This is a genomic window from Syntrophorhabdus sp., from assembly GCA_012719415.1.
Lineage (GTDB): Bacteria > Desulfobacterota > Syntrophorhabdia > Syntrophorhabdales > Syntrophorhabdaceae > Delta-02.
In genome coordinates, this window is record JAAYAK010000150.1 from 1 (window position 1) to 9,322 (window position 9,322).

Below are 9,322 nucleotides of genomic sequence, written 5' to 3' on the forward strand. Positions count from 1 at the left end.
CATATGCCATCTCTATCCAAGAAGACGGAATTAAAGAGGAAAAGGAAGAAAGCATCACAGAACCCGAAGAGGAAGAAAGCGATGTCCAAGGCGTCTACCCCGGCATTTGCCGTTCACGTAGACAAGGAATGAGCGAAAGATCCCTGCGATATGAAATAGGGCCCATACGCCCACCCAACGAAGCCTACAGCCTTCTCGTGCGGTTCACCAGGAACTGCCCCTGGAACAAGTGCCTCTTTTGCCAGGTCTACAAGGGAAAGCGCTTCGAGAAGCGCTCCCTTGACGAGATCAGCTCGGATATAGATACCATCAAGGCCATCCACGATGACATCAGGGGGCTTTCGTGGAAAAAGGGTTTCGCGGGGAAGATCACCGATTCCCTGGTGGAAGCGGTGTTCGACAGCCACATCATCAATGAGAGCTACAAGTCGGTCGCCGTCTGGATGTATTTCGGGTGCAAGAACGTTTTCATCCAGGACGCGAATTCCCTCGCCATGAAGGCGGACGTTCTTGTCGATGCCCTGAAGTACCTTAAGGAGACCTTTCCCACCATCGACCGCGTGACCTCATACGCGCGGTCCCGGACGCTCGCGAGGAGCGTGTCGGTGGAGAACCTGAAGAGGATGAGAGAAGCCGGGTTGACGAGGATCCACGTGGGCCTGGAATCCGGTCACGATCCACTCCTGGCCTATATCAATAAGGGGGCGACCCGCGAGGACCACATGCTCGCGGGCAGAAAGGTCAAGGAAGCCGGGATAGAGCTCTCGGAATACGTGGTCCTGGGCCTTGGAGGAAAGAAGTGGTGGAGGGAGCACGCCCTCGATACCGCCGATGTTCTCAACCGCATCGACCCCGATTTCATAAGGTTCCGGACGCTGAAGGTGTTGAGGACCATGCCGCTCTACGAAAAACTGGAGACGGGCGATTTTCTCCTCCCCGATGAAGAGGATATCCTGAGGGAGGAGAGACTGCTCATCGAGAACCTTGAGGGGATCGGCAGCTACGTCAAGAGCGATCATATCCTCAACCTCCTGGAAGAGATCGACGGAAGGCTTCCCTCGGACAAGAAGAGATTTCTCGAGACCATCGACCGCTATTTCAACCTCTCCGAGGAGCAAAGGCTCATATACCGTTTTGGGAGGCGTTCCGGCCTCTACCGGTGCCTTGACGACCTGGGGGACGAGCTCACCTCATTTCGCATCAGGAAATCCATCCGGGAGATGGAAGAAAAGGAACCCGGCAGCGTGGAAAAGGCCATCTCCCTGCTCCTCGAAAACTACATCTAGACAGAAAACCGTTTCAGGTTTCAAGTTTCAGGTTTCAAGTCAAAGATAAGAAGAAAAAGTCTCCGGCAGGACCGGACATCAACACGCATTCCACGCAGATCGTTTTCCTGGTTTTGAGCCTGAAACCTGGAACTTGAAACCTGAAACCGTTTTTTTGTTTATTGACATTTGACGATGGTCCGTGAGAATATTTTGCCTGTCGTCGCCGTGAAAAAGGGGGCTTTTGGGCGTCGATTTCACCATTCGTCAATTATGACCTTTCGCGGAAAGCTTCTCTTTGTGTTCTCGATGATAGCTTCGTCGGGTGTGGTGTTGTCTTCTCTGCTCACGCACAGATCGGCAAGCAGGCGTCTCGGATCGGCGGCGAAGACGGAGATGGAACGCACAGCGGCACTGATCGCCAGACAGAGCCGTACGACTCTCGATATCTTCGCCTCCGGTATCCGGTCACTGGCCCGAGAGGATTGCGTCCGCCGGGCAGTCCTTCGTCCACGCTCCGCCGCTGTGATCGATGCGGTTTGCAGGCGCTTTCAGGAGATCGCTCACGAGGCGAAGGTGTATCAGTCGATAAATCTTCATGACCGTGATGCCCGGTGCGTTGCCTCTTCCTTCCCCGACCGGGTGGGCCTCGAGAGCATGCGGAGGGATGTGGCGGCACGTCCCGATTTTCTCTCCGCCAGGAAGGGAGAGACGGCCATATCCCAGATCTTCCTCAGCCGGGGAACGGGCCGGCCCGTCATAGTCATCACGGCCCCCGTGGAGATCGACGGTACCGTTCCCGGCGTCGTGCGCGCCGTTGTGGACCTCACCTACTTCAATGACTATGTCCTCGCTCCCCAGGACTATGTTCACGGAGGGAAGGCCTACGTCTTCGACCCGATGCTCGACAGGGAGGTTCCCGAGGGCTGGGAGGCCCACAACGTCATCGAGGCAGGGGAATACGAACAACCGGACATCCCCATCCCCGGCGACATGCTCGCGCGCGGAAGCGGTTTCGTCAGCTACCCGTCGCCGCGGGGTGATCAACTGGCAGCCTTCTGCAAGACACCGCAGCCGGAGTGGTTCTTCGTCGTCGAGAAGCCGCTAAAGGAAACGATGAGGCCCATACACGCGATGGGAAGGGTTACCGCCGGCACGCTGGTCAGCATGCTCTTCGGCGTGTGGGGGGGAGCGCTCGCCGTGGCGCGGCCACTGCTCACGAGGCTCGGCCAGTGCATGGACCTGGCCCGCGATATCGAGATGGGACGCCTCGACAGGCGCGTGGAGGTAAGGGGCACCGATGAGGTCGCCCGTCTGGGAAGAGGGCTCAATGCCATGGCCCGCAGCCTTGAGGAGAGCCAAACGGCGCTTGAAGAGGCGGAACGCCTGTACAGGGGTATCTTTGAGAATGCGGTGGAAGGGATATTCATCATGGACCCCGCCGGCCGTCTAATGAATGTCAACGCGGCCTTTGCCCGCCTGGTAGGCTGCGAAGGCCCGGCGGAGGTGATGGGAACGAACATCGCGGACCATTGCGGCACAGATGCAAGCTCGCTTCTTCTCGGGGAATTGCACAGATCAGGCAATGTCAGGGGCCTGGAGGTCGATCTTGTCCGGCACGGCGGAACGGGAAGGACAGGTGTCATATACGCCAGGGCGGACCGCGACAGGGCGGGGGCGTTGACCAGGGTCCAGGGCCTCCTCAATGACATCACCGAAAGGAAACAGGTTGAAGAGGAGCGCCACAGGACTGAGGAGGCACAGCGGAGATTCGTCGAGGCCCAGCTGGAGACGCTGAGGTACCAGATCAATCCCCATTTCCTGTTCAATGTTCTCAATTCCCTGGACGCCCTTTCCAGGACCGACCCGGGCCGCATCGCCGAACTGGTGCGACAGCTCTCCCGGTACCTGCGATCCACTTTGTCATCGCGGGAATCGGGACTTACGCCCCTCAAAAGGGAAATGAGCATGATCGAGAGCTATCTCAGCCTGGAGAAGGTCCGGTTCGAGGAGGACCTGGTCGTTTCTGTCAGCATGCCCGAGGAGATAGGGGACACCATGGTTCCTGAACTGCTGGTACAGCCCATCGTGGAGAATGCGGTGAAGCACGGGATGAAGACATCGCCCCTCCCTCTTCGGATCGATGTCGGATGCAGGGCGGCAGGCGAGCATGTGAGGATCGAGATCACGAACACGGGGAAGTGGATCGCCCGGGACGCCGCAGCAGATGCGGGAAGTGGCGGTATCGGGCTTGAGAATATACGCACACGGCTAAAACTTACCTACGGTGACCGCCATGGTCTTGAGATCGGCGAGTCAGGAGACAGGGTTGTGGTCGCCATCGAAATCCCTCGGAGAGGAGAGAAGGATGAAAAAGGACTCTGACGAGATCCGGGCGCTCATCGTTGACGATGAACGGCTTGCGCGGGAGAACATGAAGGAGCTGCTGAAAGACCAGTGGGATATCAGGATAGTGGGCGAGGCACGGAACGCGGACGAGGCGGAAAGGATGATCGCCGCCCTCGATCCGAACCTGGTATTCCTTGACATTCAGATGCCGGGAGGATCGGGTTTCGATCTCCTTGCGCGGCTCATAGACCCGCCCTCCGTCATCTTCGTTACGGCCTACGACCAGTACGCCATACGGGCATTCGAGGTCAACGCCCTGGATTACCTGCTCAAGCCCGTCGAACCGGAACGCCTCAAGAACGCCTTGAGAAGGGCGGCATTCCGTCTGCCTTCCTTCGATCCCGCGGGAGAGATCTTTTCGGCTGCCGATCAGGTCTTCCTCAATACAGGGAAGAAGGCTTCTTTCGTCTCCGTCAGCAACATCGTGGCCATCTTCTCCGAGAGGAACTACACCAACGTCCACAACATTCAGGGCGAGCGTTTCATGGTCCGGTCATCGCTGAGAGACTGGGAAAGGCGCCTGCCCGCCGACATGTTCGTCCTTCTCGATCGCTCGACGATCATCAACAGGAACCACGTCGAGCTGTGGACCTTGCACGCCAGAAGAGCGGAACTGAAGATGACGGGTCTGGCGGAGCCTATCGAGCTGGGCAGGGCGGCCTATACGCGGTTCAAGGAGCAGATCGTCGCCCCGAAGGCAAAGGGTCAGGGGAGCCGGAAGGACCCGAAAGAGGATGATGGGGAGGCGAAGGCGTAACAGAGCTGCAGTTTGAGCACAACAGAGGACACGATCGTACCATGGTGTTGGCACTCTCCGTTCTTGTCGTGTAAAATCCACCTCAACAAACCCCTGTAGTCGCACCATTCCAACGAGGCCGGGACATGTCAACATCGTTGTGTCTGCACAAGTCCCGGCCTCCCTTTTTTTTCGCTATCACGGACTATTTCGACGCTCGTCACGAATGAGGTCTGGTTCGTCCCGCAGTCTCATATCGGCCCCAATGATCCTGTAGAATTGTCAGTGCAAACCCCAATGTTTCATCATCCCACCAAGCCGGGGCACACTCACCGGGGGGGAGTGAGTGCCCCGGCTTCCCTAAAGCGATCACCCGGCAGGTGTTGTACTGAAGGCGGCTTCGAAGACCTCGCATGACCACTGCATACCATGCTCGTAACTGCGGCAGGTCGATTCGGCACATATTCCCTCATGCTCTCCGGTGGACCCGATAGGATATCCAGCATAAGAAAACTCACGGAGGATGTCATGTTGATGAAGTTGTCTTTGACAAAGGGCAGGACGAAATGGGTGGATCCCAACGAAGCCAGGGAGCTTCAGATGCAAGGACAGGTCATCTGTGTTCTTGACATAAAGAATGAGGAGCTTGCCGAGTTTCCAACGTTCTGCAGCATCAGGAACGACTACCGCGTTTCCTGTGTTTCCCTTCCCTACTAGAGAAGGGATGGCGTCTCGATGTGGTTGAAGACGGATCCGGCGGTTTCGCGCACCGGGAAACACCACGTCCGGGAGGTCACGGCGGGAAAGCCCGGCTTAAGGACCAGGGAGGACGGCGATGGAAGCTGATCGAAAAGAGAGCGTCACATTCCTCGGACTTCAGAGGGTACCGCGGGGGGAAGCGCTCATTCTCGTGAACAACTCAAGCGGGAGCACCGTCACGTATGACCCCGCCAGGCACACCATCATCAATATGGACGGATACGTTCGTTCCGTCCTGGCGTCAAGACGCTGGTGACGGGGCGCCGGGCCTTAAACTTTATCCTCTTGAAAATAGGTTTCCATAGCGTTCAGCAGCCCGGGGATATCGGACTGCCGGGCTTCGATGTCGACGTTGATGCCTGATTCCAAGAGAGTTGCCGTCGTAACGGGGCCTATCGAGGCGATAACCTTGTTCTTCAGCACTTCCTTACCATAGAGCATGATAAAGTTGGTGGCCGTGGAAGAACTGGTGAAGGTGACGATATCGAGATCGTCAGGGACCGGCCCGGCCGGCGCCGGGATCGTTGCCCTGTAAATGGGCACTACGGTGCAGCTTCCTCCGTTCGCCCGTATGTATCGAATGACCACGTCGCGGGCTTCTTCGGCACGGGGAATGAGGAAATGCCTTCCCGAAACGCCGTAGGCTTCAAGGACGGTGACGATCCCCTCGGATGTGAACTTTTCCGGAACAAGGTCCGCCTCTATGCCGTACACGGCAAGATGCGCGGCCGTTGCTCCGCCAATGGCGATGACGGTGAGGCCGCTCAAGGCCCGGGCGTCCCTTCCCGATCCCCTGAGGTGCGCGAAGAATATGGAGGCCCCGTTGACGCTCGTGAAGATGATGGCGTCGTAGGAGGATATCCTGTCTATGGCGGAGCGCAGCCGGGAATTGGGGACGATGGGCTCGATATCGATGGTCGGCAGATAGACGGGCTCGGCGCCCCGGTCCGCGAGGATCTCTCCGAATCTGCGGGACTGGTGTGCCGAGCGCGTTACCGCAACTCTTTTTCCGAAGAGAGGTTTCCGCTCGAACCAGTTCAGTTTATCCCTCAGACGGATGACATCGCCGACCACGATGATCCCCGGTGGAGTGAGCCGCATCCTGCGCACCTCGTCGGCGATGGTGGCAAGCGTTCCTGTGACGACCCTCTGAGCCGGCAGGGTCCCCGACTGGATGACACAGGCCGGAGTGGCCGGGTCCTTGCCTTCAAAGATAAGTCTCTTCGCAATGACACCGAGATTTTTCATGCCCATGAGGAAGACAAGCGTATCCGCTCCCATTGCCAGTTCGTGCCAGTTGATGGATGATGCCGATTTGTTCTCGTCCTCGTGGCCCGTTATGAAGACGACGGTGGACGCGTGATCGCGGTGCGTGAGTGGTATGCCGGCATAGGCGGGGACGGAGATCGCCGAGGTGACGCCAGGGACGATCTCGAAGGGAATACCGATTGCGGCAAGGTGCTCCGCTTCCTCGCCTCCCCGACCGAAGATAATGGGGTCGCCGCCCTTCAAACGAACGACCACCTGGTTCTGACGCGCTTTCTCTGCAAGAAGGGCATTGATCTCTTTCTGCGGAAGCTCGTGCCGGGAGGCCTTCTTGCCCGCGTAGATGATCTCCGCGCCGGCGTGAGCGTACTCGAGGAGGCCCTTGTTCACCAGGTTATCATAGATGATGACATCGGCCTGCCGGATGAGTTCGAGACCTTTGATTGTAATGAGCTTCATGTCGCCGGGGCCTGCGCCCACGAGATATACCTTTCCCATGAGAACATTATACGGAGGTTGCGCGCTTTTCTCAAAGGATAAATGGAGGCGAATCAATTGACAGGCAATTCGCCTTGTGCTACGCTTCATTTTTAACGTGCCACACGGAGGTGACCATGTCCGGGTTAGTGCGATTCGGAGTTTCCCTCGATGGGGATCTGCTTAAGAGGTTCGATGAGCTTATCAGGGAGAAGAGCTACTCCAACCGGTCCGAGGCGTTCCGGGACCTGATACGGCAGGAGCTCATAGCAAGGGAATGGGAGGTCGGAGAAGAGGTCGCCGGGGCGATAACGCTGATCTACGACCATCATCACCGGGAACTCCTGAACAAGGTGACGGACCTTCAGCACGATTATCAACGCAGCATCATATCCACACAGCACGTCCACCTCGATCACAACAATTGCCTGGAGATAGTCGCCGTCAGGGGGAAGCCCGATGAGGTCCGCCGCCTATCGGACATGTTAAGGGCGATCAAGGGCATAAAACACTGCACACTGAGCATGTCCAGCACAGGGAAAGAGCTGGGGTGAGGAACGGTCGTCTGTCGTTCTTTCGAGGTCCCAGGGGAGGATAAGAGTATGATGAGGAGCATCCTTTGCGTCGTCTTCGCGGTGGTGGTGTGGTTCGGCTCCGGCAGCTATGCCGCCGGCGCGTCCGTGGAACTGTTCTCGCCGGAAGGTTCGGTCAAGGACATCCGCCAGGTGACGGCCAGGTTCTCGGAACAGATGGCGGCATTTGGCGACCCTCGCCCGTCGGACCCGTTCACCGTGCAGTGCCCCGGGAAAGGGCAGGGCCGTTGGATCGACGGGAAGAACTGGTCCTACGACTTCGATGAGACCCTCCCCGCCGGCGTGTCCTGCACCTTCACCTTGAGGCAGAACCTGAGGACCCTCGCGGGAGCGGCGGTTACGGGCAGGAGGACCTTCACGTTCAATACCGGTGGGCCCTCGGTCCGCGAATCGGATCCCTGGGCGGACAGCAACGAGGTGGAGGAGGGGCAGACGTTCCTCTTCCGGCTCGACGCACCGGCCACGGAGGCATCGATGATGAAGAACGTCTCCTGTTCCATCGAGGGTGTCCGCGAACGGGTCGGCATACGGCTGATCACAGGCGAAGAGAGAAAGAGAGTTTTGCGTGAGATGGGTGTCTCGAAGAAGGAACAGGACAGCGCCGTGCTCTTTCAGTGCAGGCAGGCCTTTCCTCCAGGGGCGCATGTGAAGATCGTGTGGGGCAGGGGTGTGGCGTCGAGAAGCGGCGTGGCAACGACAAAGGACCAGGTCCTCTCCTACCGGGCCCGGGGGCCTTTCACCGCGAAGTTCCGGTGCATGAAGGAAAAGCCCCAGGGAGGATGCATACCCTTGTCGCCGATGCGGCTTGTCTTCTCTGCCCCGATATCGAAGGAGGACGCCGCGAAGATCGCGGTGGTGACAGGCAAGGACGCGGCGAAAAGCATGGCATGGAAGCCGGGGACGGAAGAGGATGGCGAGAGCGACGTCTCATATCTGACATTTCGGGGGCCTTTCCCCGAGAAGAGTCTCCTGAACGTGCACATCCCGGCAGGCCTGAGGGACATATCGGGACGTTCTCTGTCGAACGCGGACAGGTTTCCCCTTCCTGTCAGGACCGACACGTACCCGGCCCTTGCCAAATTTCCCGATCGTTTCGGAGTTGTGGAATCGGGCAGGGAGGCCATCCTTCCCGTCACGGTGCGCAATATCGAGGGAGAGATAGAGACCTGGCTGACGAGAGGAAACGAGGCGGGGAAGCCGGGACAGGGTGACAGGAAGGACAACAGCGGCCAGCCCGTCCCGAAAGGTGGGGCCCGCCAGGCGGGAGAGACGTCCGTGCCCGCCGAGATGAAGGGCGGTATTCATAAGACGGCCGACGACGCGGATGCGTCGGTCATAGCATGGCTCCATAAGCTTGCCGCCTCCCCGCGGGAGAGATCCATCCTGAAGGGCGCCCCGGGCAGCCGTTCCCTCTCGATACCCAAACCGGGTGGAACGAAGGAGTTCGAGGTTGTGGGCATACCCCTGTCCGAACCCGGTTTCTATGTCGTCGAGATAGAGAGCCTCATGCTCGGGCAAAGGCTCCTCGAAAAGCCGGGCCCCGTGTACGTGCCCACGGCCGCCCTGGTCACGAACATGGCGGCTCATTTCAAGTGGGGCCGGGAGTCCTCCCTGGTGTTTGTGACGGCCCTTGACAGCGGGGAACCCGTTCCCGATGCGGCCGTCACCCTCAGGGACTGCAAAGGCGGCCTCGTCTGGCAGGGCAGGGCCGATGAAAAGGGCATCGCCAGGATCGCGAAACGTCTTCCCAACGCGGCGAGTCTCCCTCAATGCCGGCGCGGCAAGGAGGAGAAGGACCTTTACTACGAGTACTCGCG

At 58.7% G+C, this 9,322-nt stretch carries 8 protein-coding genes; 7 read left to right on the forward strand and 1 reads right to left on the reverse strand.

What is annotated here, in order from left to right:
- Positions 1 to 128: 128 nt before the first annotated feature.
- From GXX82_09315 to GXX82_09335, 5 genes are all read left to right on the forward strand, one after another.
- Entirely contained in the window at positions 129 to 1,286 is a 1,158-nt protein-coding gene (locus tag GXX82_09315) for a radical SAM protein (GenBank protein NLT23232.1), read from the forward strand.
- 252 nt (positions 1,287 to 1,538) lie between these two features.
- Positions 1,539 to 3,650 carry a histidine kinase gene (locus GXX82_09320; protein NLT23233.1) on the forward strand — a complete coding sequence of 704 codons (2,112 nt, stop codon included), beginning with the start codon at positions 1,539 to 1,541 and terminating at the stop codon, positions 3,648 to 3,650.
- Positions 3,634 to 4,431 (forward strand): response regulator, encoded by a 798-nt coding sequence (locus GXX82_09325; protein ID NLT23234.1) that lies wholly within the window; start codon positions 3,634 to 3,636, stop codon positions 4,429 to 4,431. The genes GXX82_09320 and GXX82_09325 overlap by 17 nt, the downstream gene beginning before the upstream one ends.
- 513 nt (positions 4,432 to 4,944) lie before the next feature.
- Positions 4,945 to 5,127, forward strand: a complete 183-nt coding sequence (locus GXX82_09330; protein ID NLT23235.1) for a hypothetical protein — start codon at positions 4,945 to 4,947, stop codon at positions 5,125 to 5,127.
- A gap of 118 nt (positions 5,128 to 5,245) precedes the next feature.
- Positions 5,246 to 5,425, forward strand: coding sequence for a hypothetical protein (locus GXX82_09335; protein ID NLT23236.1), 180 nt, complete (start codon positions 5,246 to 5,248; stop codon positions 5,423 to 5,425).
- Positions 5,426 to 5,439: 14 nt separating this feature from the next.
- On the opposite strand, the gene cobA is transcribed toward GXX82_09335, so the two are convergent.
- Positions 5,440 to 6,933, reverse strand: a complete 1,494-nt coding sequence (gene cobA / locus GXX82_09340; protein NLT23237.1) for a uroporphyrinogen-III C-methyltransferase — start codon at positions 6,931 to 6,933, stop codon at positions 5,440 to 5,442.
- Positions 6,934 to 7,049: 116 nt separating this feature from the next.
- Between cobA and nikR the strand changes: the two genes are divergently transcribed.
- Entirely contained in the window at positions 7,050 to 7,466 is a 417-nt protein-coding gene (nikR, locus tag GXX82_09345; protein NLT23238.1) for a nickel-responsive transcriptional regulator NikR, read from the forward strand.
- Positions 7,467 to 7,514: 48 nt separating this feature from the next.
- Positions 7,515 to 9,322, forward strand: a 1,808-nt coding sequence (locus tag GXX82_09350) for a hypothetical protein (protein NLT23239.1), incomplete at its 3' end; no start/stop codon positions are given.